Consider the following 17,052-nt stretch of genomic DNA (forward strand, 5'->3'; position numbering starts at 1 on the left):
GCTAATCATGAAACATAAAAAACAATTATTAGTAGTGGGATTATTAAGTATGACAGTAATCATGTTATCAGGTTGCCAAGATATTATGAATTCTTTTAAGCAGTTTGAACAAAGTTTTAAAGGCTTAGAGATGACTGTTAGAACGTATGATGAACAAAGCCAAGTGATGGATCAAGTTCAAGGTAAATCAGTCAAAATTGAACGGGATGATACTTTTGACACAGATGAAGATAGTAAAGATTCCAGTGTCATTCAAATCACTGTTGGTAGAAATGAAATGCATCATGTTGGCTCATCAATGATTATCGAAGAAAAAGGGTTGACGAATATTTTTGATGAATATGCTGACAAAGTAGATATCAACAACACTAAAAGAAGTGTGCCAATGATTAATTCAATGGTGAATGATTTTAGTAATTCGTTTAAAGGAAAAGACAAAGTGATCTTGATAAGAAGTCAAAATGGAACCCCACTGGCTACCTATGCTGGAAACAAAGTATCGATGTACTCAACAGATGTGCCAAAAAGTACGGGGATTTTAATTGACGGAAAATATTTGTTTATTTACCGATGCGACTACACGATCTATGATAAGGCGTTAGTTGATTAATCTTTAATATTAAAAAGAAGCGACTATTATGGCTTCTTTTTTTTGTTATTTTCCAATTATATTACTCTTTTAAAGTAATGATGAGTGAAATAATAGGATTGAGAGCGTTTTTAAATGATGGGATATTAGTAAAATAAATTAAATTGAGTTTTAAAAAATTTATTTTGTGATACCATAAGAGGTATATTAGGTTAGGAGGAAGTTAGTATGACAGTTCAAACATTTAAAACAGTAGCAGAGAATACTCAAGGAGTACAAGTTTCCGTAAAATCAAGAGGCTTTGAATTTGTATTGGATGAGCCTAAAAACTTAGGTGGAAATGATACTGGAATGAATCCAGTGGAAGCATTATTAGGTGCATTAGGGGCATGTAAAGTGATTGTAGCCAAAAGTTTTGCTGCTTATCATAAAATTAATTTGAAATCAATTAAAGTTGAAGTAGAAGGCGAATTAGATACGGATGGTTTTTCAGGTAAAAACCCAAACGCTAAAGTTGGTTTTTCTAAAATCGTATCAAACTTTTATATCGACGCTGACAACACAGACGAAGAAATTGCTGATTACGTGCGTTTTATCAACAAAACATGTCCAGTAGCAGACACAATTGAAAACGCTCCTGAAATGGAATCGTACATTATTAAATAATTTTTTCACTAGACTAGTCTTTAAGACTAGTTTTTTTGTTGCTTGGCAGTCAAATAAGATTAACAAAAGCGATTTAGTTTGGTATAATGCGTATTGTGCTATATAGAAGGGAGGAGTGAATTAATGGCAAATAATCAGTCGAACAATAAATATCGCTTATTATTAAAAGGGTTTTTTGTTATTTATGTGATTGAATTAATTTGGTTCTTATATTCTCAAATTATTAAACCACTTATGGAAGGCAAAACCTTAAATATGGGCTCAGTTGAGCTAGCTATTTTATTGGCAGTTGCTCTTATTGTTGTATTAATCTTTTATATGTTGAAGAAATCGCGTAAAGTTAGCGGTATTGTGTTATCTATTTTTGGTGTTAGTTTAATTCTTTTTGGTATTCTTGCCCCACTGCTAGATGTATATATACCATTTCTATGGCATTTATTCCATTAAACAAACTAGGAAGAGGCTGACCCAAAAGTAATTTATTAAGTAAAAATCACCAAACTAATAAAACAGAAATCCCATGAAATCAATATTTTAATAAACTGATTTCACGGGATTTTTTCTATTTTAAGACTTCTGGGTCAGCCTCTTTTATTTATTTAGCGTTAAATTAGATGTTTTCTATCTAGAGGTATGTTAAAATAAATAAAGTGAAATTAAAGGAATGATAAATGATGAATTTTTCTGAAAAGCGTAAACATTTTAGATTTCCTGCTTATGATGATGAGTCAGGAGTTAAATTAAATAGACCACCACAACAGTCGAGTGATAATGCTAAACGAACTGTGAGCAATCAAGAAAATGACACAGTTATCTTAGATCCTATCGAAATGGTCGCTGAACCTAAATACTTTGGTGGAGATGGCTTGCCAGAAGTAGAAATCGAGCGAGCGGAACCGACACGTAGTGTGCAACAACAAATTAATGTGAAGAAACCGAAAACCCCATTGACATCTAAGACTACGGTGCCTAAAAAACCTGTAGAAAAGACCGTCAACTTAAATACCAATAATGTTGAAATCAAAACGATGAACAATCAGGTGTATGCTGAGCCGAGTAAACAAGAATATAAAGCGCCACAATCATCTTTTTCCAATAAGTTATATGAAACAGATAAAAATGGTCAAGCAAAATATCGTAAACGATATAATAACCGAAAACCGTTTGAATCGTCTTATCATTTGCCAGGGGAGAATCCACAAGATTTATTTAAACCTAAGTATATTCCAGCTTCTTTAATTGAGGATAAACCGGTTAGTAAGAGTGAAGTCGAGCCAACACAGGTTATGAAAGACTTAAGAAAAGCGGCTGAAGATAATTTTTTAATGATGGATGAATTAGATCCAGTGGAGATGGTTGATGAAACAACGCCAACACCAAAAGCGACTAAGAAGAATCATCGATTAGAAAAATCGTTGTCTGGCATTATGCAAGATGAATCAAGTCAACACTTAGACAACTTTTATTTTGACTAAGGAAATACTTACTTGGATCAATTGATTCTTGTAAGTATTTTTTATTGAATTGTTATCTTATTTGTAAGATAATACAAGATAGTAATAATTTATTAACAGAGGAGCTTTTCAATGGAACTGCATAAAAATAAAACGTACCACTTTGTCGGAATTAAAGGAACAGGCATGAGCGCCTTAGCTCTCATTTTGCATCAAAAAGGATTTACCGTGCAAGGGTCTGATATCGACAAATACATCTTTACTCAAAGAGAGTTAGAATTAGCTAATATCCCGATTAAACCTTTTCAAGAAATTAATATACAAGATGATATGGTGATTATTGCCGGAAATGCTTTTCCAGATAGCCATATTGAAATAAAAGCGGCACTTAAAAAAGGATTACCTGTTATTCGTTACCATAAATTCTTAGGTGAATTTATCAAACATTTTACAAGCATTGCAGTGACAGGCTCTCATGGGAAAACAACCACAACTGGTCTTTTATCTCACGTATTTTCTGGCATTGAACCAACAAGTTACTTAATCGGAGATGGGACTGGACATGGTGAACCAGGAGCGAAATTCTTCTGTTTTGAAGCATGTGAATACCGCCGTCACTTTTTAGCTTATTCTCCTGATTATGCCATTATGACAAACATTGATTTTGATCACCCTGATTATTATCACGGCATTGAGGACGTATTTGATGCATTTCAATCATTTGCTAATCAAGTGAAAAAAGGAATCATCGCATTTGGTGATGATAAAAACTTAAGACGTCTAAAAACAGATGTGCCAGTTTATTATTATGGATTAAATGAGACGGATGATTTCCAAGCAGTTAATATCGAGCGAACAACAGAAGGGTCATCATTTGATGTGCTTCATAAAGGGGACATGATTGGCTCATTTAAAGTACCAACATATGGTGTGCATAATATCTTAAATGCTTTAAGTGTGATTGCGATTTCTCATTTAGAAGGATTTGATATGAGTTTAGTCGCCAAAGAGATGCTAACATTTGGTGGAGTGAAACGTCGTTTTAGTGAAAAACGTGTCTCTGATATGATTATTGTAGACGATTATGCTCACCATCCAGCAGAAATTAAAGTAACGATTGATGCTGCAAGACAAAAATATCCTGAAAAAGAAATTATTGCTGTCTTCCAACCACATACGTTTACTAGAACCATTGCGTTATTGGATGAATTCGCTGAATCACTAGATCACGCTGACCAAGTTTATTTATGTGACATCTTTGGTTCTGCAAGAGAAGAAATTGGTTCTGTAAAAATTGAAGATTTAGGCGTTAAAATTTCTAAAGGTGGCGATTTAATTACACTAGAAAATATGTCACCACTACTTGATTACAAAGAGGCTGTTGTGATTTTTATGGGAGCAGGAGATGTACAAAAATTTGAAGTTGAGTATGAAAGTTTGTTAGGAAACACTCGTCCAAATACAATGTAGTTGGTGATTGTTTTATTAATATGGTAAGATAAAAAAGAAGGGAGAGGTAATCATCGATTCGTCAAAAAATAAAATTAAAGCCATTACGGAATTTAATGAAGGAGAGATTTTAAGCATTACAGAAACTTTAGAAGATAGTCAAATTTTACTCTATCTAGGTTTAACAAAAGATGCGAACCCTTTATTTATTCAAACAGAATTTGCAGAAGAAACGATTAATGATGCGCCAATTGTACCAAGTGTCATGCTAATGGGAATTATTTCAAGTAATATCTCAAAACATTTACCTGGTCCAGGATGGAATATTGTGAATCTAACATTTAACTTGTTGAGAAATGTGTATCATGGTGAAACATTGACGTTTCATTTTGAAATCATAAACATTGATGAGTTGAAAAGAACGATGACACTTTCTGTTAAAGCGTATGATTATGATGATGAACGCATTTTAAATTCGGTGGTTATTGTCGAACTTAATACAAAAGAGAAGGTGAGAGATGTCAATGAATCAACAACATCAAACAATTGAAAATACAAATGGATTAGCGAAGTTTTATAGTAAAGTATATGGCTACTTAGGAGTTGGGTTGGGTATTAGTGCCTTAATTTCTTTCCTAGTGCTTAATGTATTTGCTGAATCTGTTTTACCAGTTATTTTTGGTAACCCATTATTATTCTGGGGTATGTGGATTGCGCAGTTAGTATTAGTTGTTTATTTAGGTAAAAATGCCTTTAATGATTCAGCTAAGTCACTAATTGGTTTTATTGCTTATTCCGCTTTAACAGGTGTTACCATTTCTGTCACACTTGCGATGTATAATCAACAAGCAATCGTTCGTGCGTTTGTTACAACAGCGATTATGTTTGTTGGGATGTCACTACTTGGCGTGTTTATCAAAAAAGATTTAAGTGCTATTGGTCATGCGTTATATAGTTTAGTGATAGGTGTCATTATTGCTACACTGATTAACGTCTTTTTCCTAAAAAGTGCCCCAGTTGATTATTTTATTTCTTATTCAATGGTTGTCATTTTTGCCGGATTAATTGCATACGATAACCAAAAAATTAAAGTGATTTATCAAGAAAGTGGTGCAAAAACAGCATCAGGATTAGCCGTTTACTGTGCATTAAGTTTATATCTTGATATTGTTAACTTATTCTTAGCGTTAGTAAGAATTTTTGGAAGAGATTAATACAAGTAAAAGAAGTCCTTTTAAAAAGGGGGCTTCTTTTTTTGATGTCCTTTTTTGTTATAGTTGACATATAACGTTTTTTTGTTATACTATAACTATAACAAAAAGAGGTGAGACCATGATAGAGATTGATACAGAGAGTGTTATCCCAATATATAGTCAGCTAATGTTTCAAATAAAGCAAGCGATTGTATTAGGGAATCTAAAGAAAGGGCAAAATATGCCAAGTGTAAGGGCGTTAGCAGGAGATATTGGAGTGAATTTGCATACGATTAACAAGGCGTACAAATTACTTGTAGAAGAGGGCGTATTGGTTCAAGAAAAAAAGGGTTTTACGGTGAGTTGTGAGAAACCGATTCAAACCAGCGAAGAAAATAAAAAACAAATTCAACAAAAATTAGATGAAATCATTATCGATGGGTTAATTTTTGATCTAGATATAAAGGCGTTAATTGCGCAAAGATTAAATGTAATTAAAGGACGTGAAATAAATGATATGGATAATTAGTGCTTTACTTTTATTTTTAGGGTTTTCAATGGCGATGACACCCTACATAACACAAAGAGGGATTATTTTCGGTATCACATTACCAAAGGAAACCGATGACATAACTCATTTAAAGAAACAATATTTTAATCAAAATATGCTATTAAGCGTATTGATGGTAGTATTATTTGTTTTATTTGATAAGGGAATGAATGTGTCTGATGAAAAGTTAAGTATTATAATGGTAGTATTTATATCCCTTCAAATGGTGTTTGGTATTGTGACTTATTTCATTGCGAATCGAAAAGTAGACTATTATAAAAATAAACTAATTGAAGAAGGCTATCAACCAAATAAAAAAATGGTGCTTGATTTACATTACCGAGAAAACATGACGATTTTTCCAACATGGTTATTAGTTGCTATTCAACTTATTATTATCGCAATCGAAATAATTATTACGATAAAAAATCAGGCGATTATCCCTGATAAAATCATCATGCAATGGGATTTTCAGGGGAATCCAACCAGAATGGTTGATAAAACATGGTTTAATATTTATTCTTTACCCGTTATTCAATTAGTCATGGTATTTATATTAAGCTTCACCAATGAATCGTATAAACGTGGCAAGCAACGCGTGATGAATAATCAATCAGTTAAATGGAGTCAGTCTTTTAGAAAAATATCCTCTTACATAGGGACAGTGATCGCTGTCTTGGTCCAAATCATGATGTTTAGTATTCAAATGACTAGTGTGGTACCATTTCTGACTGAAAAGACCATGTCTAAGATAGTATTTATTCTTATAGGGATCATGTTACTCACTATTATTGGTTTAATGGTGATTTATGGACAAAGTGGATCGAGATTAGATCCATCAAGTGTGACACCACAAGCCTATGATGATGATAAATATTGGAAATGGGGGATGTTTTACTTTAATCGAGAGGATCCATCCTTTTGGGTTGAAAAACGAATGGGTATTGGTATGACAATTAATTTGGCAAATTGGAAAGCAGTAGCGTTTGTCGTGATTCCAATTGTTTTTATACTAGGACTCTCCTTTTTTATTGGGTAAATAAAAGGGCACAAAATACATGCGATTTTGTGCCTTTTTGTTTACTCTGAAAGCATTAATTTCAAGCCAAAGAAAAGTAGAATGATGCCAGCTGATTTATTAATGAGCGTTTGTGTGCTATTCTTTTCAAAGAAGTGTCTTACTCGACTTAAAAGTAGCGTGTATAAACCAAAAATAATGAAAGTAATACTAATATAAGTAATGCCTAATACCCCAAAGTGCCACCAAGTCCCTGTACTTGCATCCACGAATTGAGGAAGAAAGGTTAGAAAAAACACAGCGATTTTTGGATTAAATAAGTTAGTCACTAATCCTTGAGAATAAAAGTTTGTTTTTGTTGCTTTCTCTTGTTGTTGAGTGCTGTCTTGTTTGGTTAATAAAGATTTCATACCTAGATAAATTAAATAGCCAGCTCCAATGTATTTGACAATGGAAAATAAAATAGCTGACTTAACGAGCAACGCTGATAGACCAATAATAGAAAATAGCGTGTGACACATTAAAGCAGTACACGTACCAAAAATGGTTTTAAATCCAGCTAATTTACCAAATTCTAGCGTATTTTTAGTAATTAAAATGTAGTCAGGCCCTGGAATGATAACCAGAACAACTGTGAGAAATAAGAAATTTACATAATTGTTCATAAAAGCACCTCAATTGATTATTTTATCTATCATATCAAATATTAAGTAAAAAGAATATGTTTCAAATAAAATTAGTGAAGTGTGGAGGAAAAATGAAAAAGAAAATAACACTATTATTAGTAATGATATTTTTCAGCACGTTTTTGTTTAGTCATACCAGTTCAGATAGGGCACTTAGATTGACAGTACTTTTGAATGGATTTCCCAAAGAAGCAATAACATCAGATATTGAGTATGTCTTTAAACATGACGAGAATACAAAATATTATTTTTTAGAACCAACACCAGTTAGCCATCAAACTGGACCAACCAATGCTTGGAAAGCGAAACAAGTTGGTATATTTTACTTTGCCAGTTATTATGGCGCATAATATTTTATAACTATTATCGCAAACAAGATAATCTTTTAAAAAACAACGCAACTAGACAAAAATAAAGCCCATTACGATTTTTAACTTTCGCAATAGCACTCAAAATTTGATAGAATACTAACAGAAGAATAGAAATGGAGTGTCATAATGGCGAAGAAAAAATTATTATTAGTCGATGGAAATAGTATTGCATTTAGAGGATTCTATGCACTCTATCAATCACTTGAACGTTTCAAAAATAACAATGGTTTACATACAAATGCGTTATATGCAGTCAACAATATGTTAGAAAATATATTAGCTAAAGAAGAGCCAACTCATGTACTAGTAGCATTTGATGCAGGTAAGACAACCTTTAGACATGCCTTTTACGAGGATTATAAAGCTGGACGAGCGAAAACACCAAGCGAGTTTAAGGAACAAATGCCTTATTTAAGAGATTTAATCGAAGGGCTTGGAATGAAGCATTTTGAACTAGATAATTATGAAGCAGATGATATCATTGGAACACTTGCGACCAAATATGCGTCTGAAGAAATGGATGTTGTGGTACTATCAGGTGATAAAGATTTGACTCAATTAGCTAGTGAACACACAACAGTTGATGTGACAGTCAAAGGTGTCAGTGAAATCGAAAGCTATACACCTGAGCATATCATGGAAAAATATGAATTAACTCCGTCACAAATTGTCGACATGAAAGGTCTTGCAGGAGATCAATCAGATAATATTCCTGGTGTCACTAAAATCGGTGAAAAAACGGCCATCAAGTTGTTAAAAGAGTATGGGACAGTTGAAGGCATATATGAACACATTGATGACATGAAAAAAAGTAAAATGAAAGAAAATCTGATTAATGAAAAAGACATTGCCTTATTAAGTAAAAAATTAGCAACCATTGACACAAATGTTCCACTAGATATGACACTAGATGATTTAGCTTACAATGGGAAAGATTTAGAAAAATTGATTCCTTTTTATAAAGAAATGGATTTTAATTCATTCTTAGCTAAATTAGATACCAGTAATGTGGAAAGTGATTTAGTTGAAAAAGTCGCAATTCATTATGAGGTGATATCAGACTTAACGGAAGACATGTTTACTTCAGATATGACGTTTTATGCGGAGATGTTAGGAGAAAACTATCATACTTCCCCAATTGTTGGGTTTGCTTTTGGAAACAAAGAAAAAGTCTATGTGACAGATAATATGGACTTATTTTCTCATCCATTGTTGATTCAGTGGCTCCAAGACAATGAAAAAACAAAAAAAGTTTTTGATGCAAAAAGACAGTATGTGGCGTTAAATCGTTATGACATTAAACTTGAAAATGTTAAATTTGATATGCTATTAGCTGCGTATTTAGCTGATTCAACGAATAACAGTGAAGACTTAGCTCAAATCGCTCATTTTTATGATTATTATGATGTGGATCGTGATGAAGTGGTTTTTGGAAAAGGCGCTAAAAAGGGGCTTCCAGGGTCTATGGACACGTTATATGAGCATCTAGCTCGTAAAGTTGTAGCGATTGATTCATTGTATGAGCCAATCATGACTGATCTTGAAGATAAAAATCAAGCAGATTTATTTTATGATATTGAGTTGCCTATTTCGTTAATTTTAGCTGACATGGAAATAGAAGGTATCACGGTGAATGCAAGTCGATTGCAAGAAATGAAAGGCGAATTTGCTGAGAGATTAAGTGAAATTGAGCAAACGATTTACGGTATTGCTGGTGAAGAATTTAATATTAATTCACCAAAACAATTGGGTGTGATTTTATTTGAAAAAATGGGATTGCCTGTTATTAAGAAAACAAAAACCGGTTATTCGACAGCAGTTGACGTATTAGAAAAATTACAGGGAGAGTCACCAATTATTGATAGTATTTTGTCTTATCGACAGTTAGCTAAAATCCAATCAACATACGTGGAAGGATTGTTAAAGGTCATTTTTGAAGACAATAAAATTCATACTAGATACATTCAAACACTAACTCAAACTGGGCGACTAAGCTCAGTTGATCCTAACTTGCAAAATATTCCAATTCGATTAGAAGAAGGCCGTAAAATTCGCCAAGCGTTTGTTCCACGACAAAAAGGATGGAAATTATTTGCGTCAGATTACTCTCAAATTGAGTTGCGTGTTTTAGCGGCTATTTCTGATGATGAGCACTTAAAAGAAGCGTTTATTGAAGGATTAGATATTCACTCAAGTACAGCGATGCGTGTCTTTGGTATTGAAAAAGCTGAAGACGTAGATAGTAATATGCGTCGTCAAGCAAAAGCCGTGAACTTTGGGATTGTGTATGGGATTAGTGATTATGGTTTATCACAAAATTTAGGCATTACACGAAAAGAAGCACAAGAGTTTATCGACCGTTACTTTACGATGTATCCAGGTGTTAAAAAATATATGGAAGACATTGTGCGTGAAGCGAAAGATAAAGGCTATGTTGAAACGTTGTATCATCGTCGCCGTTATTTACCAGATATTAATGCTAGAAACTTTAATCTGCGCTCATTTGCTGAAAGGACAGCGATTAACACGCCAATCCAAGGAAGTGCTGCTGATATTTTAAAAATTGCGATGATTAAAATTAATAAACGTTTGAAAGAAGAAAACATGCAAGCTACGATGTTGTTACAAGTACACGATGAGTTAGTATTTGAAGCACCTGAAGAAGAAATACCAGCTTTGCAACAATTAGTTGAAGAAACCATGAACCATGCCGTTGAATTATCTGTGCCACTTAGAGCGGATAGTAGCTATGGTGACACATGGTATGATGCCAAATAAGTTAAAGGGGTAGAGTGAATGCCTGAATTACCAGAAGTTGAAACAGTTAGAAAAGGACTGGTTCAACTTGTTAAAGGAAAAGAAATTAGTAATGTTATCGTCGATTGGGGAAGAATTATTGAGTCCCCTGAAGTAGACGAATTTATTCATACATTAGTCGGTCAAACGATTTTAGATGTGGACAGACGTGGTAAATTTTTGATTTTTAAATTAAGTCATCATGATATGATTAGCCATTTGCGAATGGAAGGAAAATTTGAATATCATAATCAAACAGATGATATTCAGAAACATACCCATGTGCGTTTTCAATTTACTGATGGAACAGAGTTGCGTTATCTCGATGTGAGAAAATTTGGACGTCTATCGCTTGAGCCAAAAGGATTAGGGCAAGAGTATAAAGGAATAAAAAAACTTGGTCCAGAACCTGTTTTACCAGATTTTGATTTAGAGACTTTTAAGCAACAACTAAAGAAAAAGCATCGTGCGATTAAACCGTTATTATTGGATCAAACACTTGTCACAGGGTTAGGGAATATTTATGTAGACGAAGCATTGTATCAGTCTTGTATTCACCCAGAGCAGATAGCATCAAAACTAACGGATAATGAAGTTGAAACACTTCATCAAGCCATTATTGATGTCTTAGCAACAGCTGTAGAGGCTGGTGGAACCACCATTAGAACGTATAAAAATGCTTTAGGTGATGCCGGTCATTTTCAAGTGTATTTATCGGCATATGGCAAACAAGGTGAACCTTGCAAACGTTGTGGGCACACGATTGAAAAAATAAAAGTCGCTCAACGTGGCACACACTTTTGTCCTATCTGTCAAGTCACTCATGATTAGGGGGAGTCAACCATGACTTATTTATTAGGATTAACAGGTGGCATTGCTTCTGGGAAATCAACGATTAGTCAGTTTTTTAAATCAAAACAGATACCTGTGATTGATGCAGACATCGTCGCTAGAGAAGTTGTGGAACCTAATACAGCTGGTTTAAATCAAATCGTGGCTCATTTTGGTGAAGAGATTCTTTTATCCAATGGCGAGCTTAATCGAAAAAAATTAGGGTCGATTATTTTTGAAGATAAGGAAAAAAGGGAATTACTTAATCGTATTTTATCCGATGAAATACGAGAAAATATCTTGAGGAAAATATCAGACTATAAAAAACAAGAACAGCCACTTGTCGTACTCGATATTCCATTATTATATGAGGGCGGTTATGATAAAATGGTTGATCGTGTCATGGTTTGTTATGTTCCAAAACAGGTGCAACTATCTCGTTTGATGTCGCGTGATCGATTGAACGAAGCTGATGCTTTAAAAAGAATCAGTAGTCAGATGGACTTAGAAGAAAAGAAACGATTAGCTGATGTTGTCATTGACAATAGTGGATCAATCGAAGAAACATTAAAACAAGTCGATAATTGGCTAACACCATTTTCATAAAAAACCACCTGAGCGTTTTCGCTCAGGTGGTTTCATTTATATTTATTTATCCTTTCGCTTTATCTTTTCGTTTGTAAAGACCAAATGTTAAGATGAAACTAATACACATAATAATAGATGCAATACCGATTGTTTTAACCACACTGTTTGTAAAGTTATGGTCTAGTTTTGTGACAATATTATCTTGAATTGATTTTGTTAAATGCAATGCTTCAGGATTTGATTGTTTTAACACACGAATAGATGAACCTGCACTATCAATCACACTTGATTCAAGTGAATGTTGAACTTGAGTTGGCAATCCAACATTGTCTAGTGTATTTGGGATATCGTGTTGAAGTTGTAAACCAAATACTGTCCCAATAATTGCAATTCCTAATGCGGAACCAATTTGACGAACGGTAGACTGGATACTTGACCCTTGACCTGATTGAGCAGGTGGCACATCTTTTAACACAATAGATGTTAATTGGGCAGAGGCAAAACCTAATCCAATACCATAGACGATTAACCAAACAATAATCCAAGTTAACCCATTATTGGGATCAACTGTTTTAAAGAATCCGAAAAAGCCAAGTGTTTCTAGGAATAACCCAAGAGAAACCACAAATGAAGCAGATGTTTTCTCAACAATAAAGGATGCCATCCCACCAGCTAAAAAGGCTCCAAGTCCCATCATCGCTAAAATAGCACCTGATTTAATAGGACTAAGTGTCAAAATATTTTGTAAAAATAGCGGTAATAAGAATAATAAGCCGGATTCCCCAATTGCTACAATCCCTGCAATGGTGTTCCCCAATGAAAAACTTTTGAATTTAAACAATGATAAATCAAGTAAATGAGATTTATTTGTTTTACTTAGATGTGCTTCCCAAACTAAGAATAAAGCAAAGAAAATAGCTCCTACAACAAGTAGGGTTGGGATGATAGATAAGTTAAAGAGAGTAGGATGATCGCCTTTTACGTGCCACCAACCATAATTACGTCCTTCAATAATACCAAATACTAATAAAATTAACCCAATAGTTGATAAAATAAAGCCAATAAAATCAAAACCGTTCGTCATCTTTTCACCATAAGTTTCAGGTAAAAATTTTAAAGCCGCTAAAATAATAAATAATCCAATTGGTAAATTAATCCAGAAAATCCAATGCCATGTCATATAAGTGGTAAAATACCCACCTAACAAAGGCCCAATGGCGGCCATACCAGAAATAACAGAACCCCATACGGCAAAAGCCACAATCCGATCTTTGCCAAAGAATAATGAGTTAACAGCAGATAAGGTAGTTGGTAAAACCGTTGCTCCCCCAATCCCTTGCATGGTTCTAGCAGCTAACATAAACGTAATATCTTTTGAAAAACTAGCCATTATAGATCCGATTAAAAAGATAACAATCCCAATAATCAGCATTTTTTTTCGACCAAAATTATCTGCAATGCGTCCCATTGTGATTAACAAAGAGGAGAAAATTAACGAATAAAGCGTAATAATCCATTCAGCATCAGTAAAAGATAATTTCAAATCTTTCATAATGACGGGTAATGACACATTAACAATGGTCCCATCTATGACGACTAATGACACAGAAAGAGCTAATATGGCTAGTGCCCACCATTTATGTTTGACAGTGTTTTGTTGCGTAGTTGTTGTATCTGTCACTTTGTACACCTCACTTAAAATATTTGTTTACGTGTGTATATTACACCTAAAGTGACGTTGTGTCACACAATTTGCAATATCATCATATATCTTTTACATATGCACAAATTATTCGATATTTTAAACAAAAAATTCATTATTAAATACGAATTTCTCAAAAAAGATTCTTTGTTTTTTAGTATGGATAAAAATTTGTTATAATGGTCTAATCTGTCTAAACGAGTTTGCCTATACCGATAGTGGTGTTACGTGTTATAATAGTGCTACTATTTCGTCTGTTGAGACAGTTTATGAAGAGGTGAAAAACATGCAGTGTCCTAAATGTAGCTATAATGGTTCAAGAGTAGTAGATAGTCGTCCTGCTGATGACAATCGTGCCATTCGTCGTAGAAGAGAATGTGAAGCGTGTGGCTTTCGATTTACCACGTTCGAGCGTATTGAAGTATCTCCATTACTTGTTGTGAAGAAAAATGGGGCAAGAGAAGAGTTTAACCGTGAAAAAATACTAAGAGGTTTAGTTCGTTCGGCAGAAAAAAGACCCGTGTCCATGGACCAGATGGAACAAGTCGTTGAACGTGTGGAAAATAGAGTCCGACAAAAAGGGGACAATGAAGTATCGACCACTTTAATTGGCGAATATGTCATGGAAGAATTAGTTAATCTAGATGAGATTGCCTATATTCGCTTTGCCAGCGTTTACCGCCAATTTAAAGATATGAGTGTCTTTTTAAAAGAATTACAAGAAATTATTGATAAAGAGCAACATGATTAAGAAGATAGAAAGTGAAGTGAGTATGAGGTGATTAAAACACACCCCCATTTAAAGCCTAAAGATACGTTTGAAGTACATTGTTATAGCCTATTAAATGGAGAAGATACACGTGTTTTGAACCTACTGTATCAACCAATAATTGGTGGCAATGCGTTGATGTTGTACCATAATTTGTTGAGTCATGTATCTGAATTTAAAAAACCAACCTCTCATTTTGTGTTACAAGATATGATGAATAATGGACTTCAAGAGTTATACCAATCTCGCATCAAACTAGAAGCCATTGGGTTACTAAAGACTTATGTTCGAAAAAAAGATGAGGGTTATCATTATGTTTATATATTAGGTAATGTCTTACCACCACATATTTTTTTAGCGGATGATGTGTTGAGTTTGCTATTATTAGATAGAGTTGGAGAACAGAGATTTCAATCGTTAGTGGAGGTATTTAAACCAGATACCCCTGACACCTCTGATTATAGTGACATTACAAGCAACTATACTGACATTTTTCAATTAAGCTCCGAGCGATTAGTACAATCAAACGAGTTAATCGAACAAACGAATCAGGTGATGAAACAGGTTCCAACACCTGTTGTACCTAAAGCAGAAGCTTCAACATTTGATTGGGAATTTTTCGTAGATAACTTGTCTGGTTTAAACATTGATCAAACTTTTTTAAACACCGAATTTAAACCACTTGTTTACACGATTCATGGATTGTATGGTATAAATGAATTAGATATGGTGAGTCATGTGAAATATTGTTTAGACTATGTCACCAATGAAGTCGATGTGAAAGAGTTTAAACGTCATATTTATAAAAAATATCATCAAACCAAATCGATAGCATCAAATGTAGAAAAGAAACAAGTCACATCATTAACACCTAAACAAGACGATCAAGCGATTGAACGTCATAAAAATGATTTAAAACATCAAGGATTCTCTCCAGAAGAAATTGCCGTGATTACATCGTGTGAAAGAATTGCCCCACTCATTTTTTTAAAAGCCATTAAAGAACAAAAAAATGGGTTTGTGGCGCAAAATGAACGTTGGACGATTGAAAATTTAAAAGCGCAATCTAAATTGCCAGATGAAGTGATTAATATGTTGATTCATTATTCACTGGTTGTGTTAAACAATCCATCACTTAATCAAAATATGGTGAACACAATTGCTAATAACTGGGCACAAAATAAAGTATATAAAGCATCGGAAGCCTTAAAACAAGTGAAGAATTTCAAACAAGAATCGACCAAGAAAGCAACAAACAAGAACTATAATCGACATTATTCAAAAAAACCAACGAGAAAAGAAACGTTACCAGATTGGGCAACAGGTGACAGTCGAAAAGAAACCCCTCTTTCTGGTGAAGAGTTGTCTATGCTAGAGCAACAATTAAAGAAATTTAATCAAGGTGGTGAATCATCATGAAACACATCAATCAACAACTTAATCGAACAGTCAACAATCAAAATATCCAAGACCGTTTAGTGCAACTAATGGAAGTTGTGCAAAAAGATCAAGACGTGCAAACGTTTATTGCCGAACATCGTGATCAGTTGACCGATGACGATATTTTAAAAAGTTCTGCTAAATTATATGAGTTTGTCAAAGAAAAAGAAAAATTTCTTGCCAATGATGCGAGTATGATTGCCCCAGGATATGAACCAAAATTATTTTTAAATCATCATTTTATTGATGTCACCTATGTTCCGACTGAAGAATTATTGAAGAAAAAAGAGTATGAAACGATTCGAAATCGTGTTCAAGCTATTTCAATGCCAAAAGATATCAAAGACGCCTCATTAGATCAGTTTAATATTACGGCTGAGAGAAAAGAAGCATTGAGCGAAGCCATCACATTTATGAATGATTACTATGAGAACCCAAAAGCATTTCATCAAGGACTATACTTGTATGGCACATTTGGAGTAGGAAAGACCTATTTGTTAGGAGCCATTGCGAATGGGTTAGCAACAAAAGGTATCCGAACGACGATTGTCCATTTTCCAACCTTTTGTGTGGAGATGAAGCAATCAATCAAAGATGACAGTGTTGCATCAAAACTGGATACGGTGAAGAAAACACCCATCCTGATGCTGGATGATATTGGGGCAGATTCTATGAGTGCATGGATACGAGATGATGTATTGGGTGTGATTTTACAGTATCGTATGCAAGAAAAATTACCAACCTTTTTCTCTTCTAATTTAGATATGAAACAGTTAGAAGAAGAACATCTTCGCTTCTCGCAAAAAGGAGATGACGAACCATTGAAAGCAAAACGCATCATGGAGCGGATTAAGTACCTTTCAAAACAAATTACCATGATTGGTGAGAATCGTCGATTAGATAACTAATTTAAACCGAATGATGTTATCAAAAACTGATTGACAAAGGAA

18 protein-coding genes are annotated in these 17,052 nt (G+C 33.9%); 16 read left to right on the forward strand and 2 right to left on the reverse strand.

Features of this window, described 5'->3' with window-relative positions:
- The first annotated feature begins 7 nt into the window (after positions 1 to 7).
- From CBF36_RS00355 to CBF36_RS00395, 9 genes are all read left to right on the forward strand, one after another.
- Positions 8 to 610 (forward strand): DUF5052 family protein, encoded by a 603-nt coding sequence (locus tag CBF36_RS00355; protein WP_125955608.1) that lies wholly within the window; start codon positions 8 to 10, stop codon positions 608 to 610.
- Between the two features lie 207 nt (positions 611 to 817).
- Complete coding sequence (locus tag CBF36_RS00360; protein WP_125955610.1) at positions 818 to 1,255, forward strand: OsmC family protein; 438 nt, start codon at positions 818 to 820, stop codon at positions 1,253 to 1,255.
- Between the two features lie 123 nt (positions 1,256 to 1,378).
- Positions 1,379 to 1,702 (forward strand): hypothetical protein, encoded by a 324-nt coding sequence (locus tag CBF36_RS00365; protein ID WP_125955612.1) that lies wholly within the window; start codon positions 1,379 to 1,381, stop codon positions 1,700 to 1,702.
- A gap of 227 nt (positions 1,703 to 1,929) precedes the next feature.
- On the forward strand, positions 1,930 to 2,730 hold the full coding sequence (locus tag CBF36_RS00370; RefSeq protein WP_125955614.1) for a hypothetical protein: 801 nt from the start codon (positions 1,930 to 1,932) through the stop codon (positions 2,728 to 2,730).
- A 111-nt stretch (positions 2,731 to 2,841) separates the two neighbouring features.
- Positions 2,842 to 4,179, forward strand: coding sequence for a UDP-N-acetylmuramate--L-alanine ligase (gene murC / locus CBF36_RS00375; protein ID WP_125955616.1), 1,338 nt, complete (start codon positions 2,842 to 2,844; stop codon positions 4,177 to 4,179).
- A 49-nt stretch (positions 4,180 to 4,228) separates the two neighbouring features.
- On the forward strand, positions 4,229 to 4,708 hold the full coding sequence (locus CBF36_RS00380) for a MaoC family dehydratase (RefSeq protein ID WP_125955617.1): 480 nt from the start codon (positions 4,229 to 4,231) through the stop codon (positions 4,706 to 4,708).
- Positions 4,677 to 5,372 carry a Bax inhibitor-1/YccA family protein gene (locus CBF36_RS00385; RefSeq protein WP_243637943.1) on the forward strand — a complete coding sequence of 232 codons (696 nt, stop codon included), beginning with the start codon at positions 4,677 to 4,679 and terminating at the stop codon, positions 5,370 to 5,372. The genes CBF36_RS00380 and CBF36_RS00385 overlap by 32 nt, the downstream gene beginning before the upstream one ends.
- A gap of 118 nt (positions 5,373 to 5,490) precedes the next feature.
- Complete coding sequence (locus tag CBF36_RS00390; RefSeq protein WP_125955619.1) at positions 5,491 to 5,880, forward strand: GntR family transcriptional regulator; 390 nt, start codon at positions 5,491 to 5,493, stop codon at positions 5,878 to 5,880.
- Positions 5,864 to 6,940, forward strand: a complete 1,077-nt coding sequence (locus CBF36_RS00395; protein WP_125955621.1) for a DUF1648 domain-containing protein — start codon at positions 5,864 to 5,866, stop codon at positions 6,938 to 6,940. Before CBF36_RS00390 ends, CBF36_RS00395 begins: the two co-directional genes overlap by 17 nt.
- Before the next feature lie 41 nt (positions 6,941 to 6,981).
- Here CBF36_RS00395 and CBF36_RS00400 read toward each other — a convergent pair whose 3' ends face one another.
- The gene (locus CBF36_RS00400; protein WP_125955623.1) at positions 6,982 to 7,584 is read right to left on the reverse strand and encodes a LysE family translocator; all 603 of its coding nucleotides are present in this window, start codon (positions 7,582 to 7,584) and stop codon (positions 6,982 to 6,984) included.
- A 92-nt stretch (positions 7,585 to 7,676) separates the two neighbouring features.
- On the opposite strand from CBF36_RS00400, the gene CBF36_RS00405 reads away from it, so the two are divergent.
- The 4 genes from CBF36_RS00405 (at position 7,677) to coaE (ending at position 12,209) form a co-directional block, all read left to right on the forward strand.
- Positions 7,677 to 7,955: a hypothetical protein gene (locus tag CBF36_RS00405; protein WP_125955625.1), complete on the forward strand. Its 279-nt coding sequence runs from the start codon at positions 7,677 to 7,679 to the stop codon at positions 7,953 to 7,955.
- 147 nt (positions 7,956 to 8,102) lie between these two features.
- Positions 8,103 to 10,754, forward strand: coding sequence for a DNA polymerase I (gene polA / locus CBF36_RS00410; protein ID WP_125955627.1), 2,652 nt, complete (start codon positions 8,103 to 8,105; stop codon positions 10,752 to 10,754).
- A gap of 18 nt (positions 10,755 to 10,772) precedes the next feature.
- The gene (gene mutM / locus CBF36_RS00415) at positions 10,773 to 11,603 is read left to right on the forward strand and encodes a DNA-formamidopyrimidine glycosylase (RefSeq protein ID WP_125955629.1); all 831 of its coding nucleotides are present in this window, start codon (positions 10,773 to 10,775) and stop codon (positions 11,601 to 11,603) included.
- A 12-nt stretch (positions 11,604 to 11,615) separates the two neighbouring features.
- Complete coding sequence (gene coaE, locus CBF36_RS00420) at positions 11,616 to 12,209, forward strand: dephospho-CoA kinase (protein WP_125955631.1); 594 nt, start codon at positions 11,616 to 11,618, stop codon at positions 12,207 to 12,209.
- Between the two features lie 46 nt (positions 12,210 to 12,255).
- On the opposite strand, the gene CBF36_RS00425 is transcribed toward coaE, so the two are convergent.
- On the reverse strand, positions 12,256 to 13,872 hold the full coding sequence (locus CBF36_RS00425; RefSeq protein ID WP_125955633.1) for an MFS transporter: 1,617 nt from the start codon (positions 13,870 to 13,872) through the stop codon (positions 12,256 to 12,258).
- Positions 13,873 to 14,179: 307 nt separating this feature from the next.
- On the opposite strand from CBF36_RS00425, the gene nrdR reads away from it, so the two are divergent.
- The 3 genes from nrdR to dnaI are packed head-to-tail and all read left to right on the forward strand — an operon-like array spanning position 14,180 to position 17,010.
- On the forward strand, positions 14,180 to 14,644 hold the full coding sequence (gene nrdR, locus CBF36_RS00430; protein WP_125955635.1) for a transcriptional regulator NrdR: 465 nt from the start codon (positions 14,180 to 14,182) through the stop codon (positions 14,642 to 14,644).
- 27 nt (positions 14,645 to 14,671) lie between these two features.
- Positions 14,672 to 16,081 carry a replication initiation and membrane attachment family protein gene (locus CBF36_RS00435; protein WP_125955637.1) on the forward strand — a complete coding sequence of 470 codons (1,410 nt, stop codon included), beginning with the start codon at positions 14,672 to 14,674 and terminating at the stop codon, positions 16,079 to 16,081.
- Positions 16,078 to 17,010, forward strand: coding sequence for a primosomal protein DnaI (gene dnaI / locus CBF36_RS00440; RefSeq protein WP_125955639.1), 933 nt, complete (start codon positions 16,078 to 16,080; stop codon positions 17,008 to 17,010). The genes CBF36_RS00435 and dnaI overlap by 4 nt, the downstream gene beginning before the upstream one ends.
- Positions 17,011 to 17,052: the final 42 nt, after the last annotated feature.

Origin of the sequence: Vagococcus bubulae (assembly GCF_003950315.1) — a bacterium.
Lineage (GTDB): Bacteria > Bacillota > Bacilli > Lactobacillales > Vagococcaceae > Vagococcus > Vagococcus bubulae.